General features: G+C 69.2%; 1 protein-coding gene. It reads right to left on the bottom strand.

What is annotated here, in order from left to right; genetic code table 11:
• Nucleotides 1–1,016, bottom strand: a 1,016-nt coding sequence (locus FNH05_RS37500; protein WP_246128172.1) for a condensation domain-containing protein, incomplete at its 3' end; no start/stop codon positions are given.
• Nucleotides 1,017–1,215: the final 199 nt, after the last annotated feature.

Raw genomic sequence — 1,215 nt, 5'->3', positions numbered from 1 at the left:
ATCGTCCCCAACGTCACACCATGACGACGAGACAACACCCCCAACGCCTCGGTAACGGCCACCGGCAACACCAACTCCGCACACCCCGCCCCATCGGAGAGTGCGCCCGAACCCAGTGGCAGCGGAGTCGGAGCACTGAACCCAGCCAGAACACCACGCCAGAACCTCTCCGCATCCCCGGAGTCCCGGTCGTCCAGCCAGTCGAGATAGTCACCGAAGGGACGCACGGGCGCGAGTACGGCCGGTTCCCCGGACGCCTCCGCCTCGTAACAGGTGAACAGCTCGCGCAGGATGACCGGCAGGGACCAGCCATCGAGCAGAAGGTGGTGATGCGTCCACACGAACTGCCAGGCGTCGTCGCCGAGGCGGACGAGTACGAGCCGGAACAGCGGTGCCTGTGCGAGGTCGAAAGCGCGGGCGCGTTCCTCGCGGAGGAATACCGAGAGCCGGCTCTCGCGTTCGGTGTCGCCTAGGCCGCGCCAGTCCTCTTCCCGCCAGGGGAGGGACACCCCGCGGTGCACTCGTTGGATCGGGTCCTCGTTACCGTCCTGGTGGAACGAGGTCCGGAGCACCGGGTGGCGTTCCGTCAGCCGTGTCCACGCCGCGCGGAACGCGGTGGGGGAGACCGGCCCGTCCAGCCGGAACGTCAGCTGCACCACGTAGACACCGCTGTCCCGCGCGTAGCGGGTGTGGAAGAACATGCCCTTCTGCAGGGGCGAAAGCGGGTAGGTGGCTTCGAGTGGGCCGAGGGCGTCCGGTACCCCGGGCTCCGCGAGCGCGACCAGCTCCGCTTGGAACCGTTCGGCGAGGCGGGTGATCTCCTCCGGGGCGTGCAGAGCCGGGACGTGGGTCCAGCGGACGTGGAGCCTGCCGTCGACCACCAGCGCGGTGATCTCCAGCCGGTAGGGGCGGGGCTGGCGGTCGTCCTGGTTCGCGCCGGGGAGCTCGGGCAGCAGCCGCCACGGGGCATCCGCGTCGAGGGTGCTGTCGAACCGGCCGAGATAGTTGAAGCACACCAACGGAACCCGCCGGTTCGGGTCGTAGCGGAACGGTGTGGCGCGTGCTTCGGCGAGCCTTTCCCCGACCCCGCGGAGAGTGGTGTGAGGATCTTAGGCGGCGGTGAGCGTGAGGAGGTGGATGGTGGTGAACCAGCCGGTGGTGTGGGTGAGGTCGTGGGTGGTGCCGGTGCGTCCGTGGTGCTCGATGTCGCGGGCG

It is taken from the genome of Amycolatopsis rhizosphaerae (assembly GCF_007713715.1).
In the GTDB taxonomy this organism is placed as follows: Bacteria; Actinomycetota; Actinomycetes; order Mycobacteriales; family Pseudonocardiaceae; genus Amycolatopsis_E; species Amycolatopsis_E rhizosphaerae.
The sequence above is the reverse complement of the archived record's forward strand: the minus strand, read 5'-3'. Positions and strand labels throughout refer to the sequence as shown.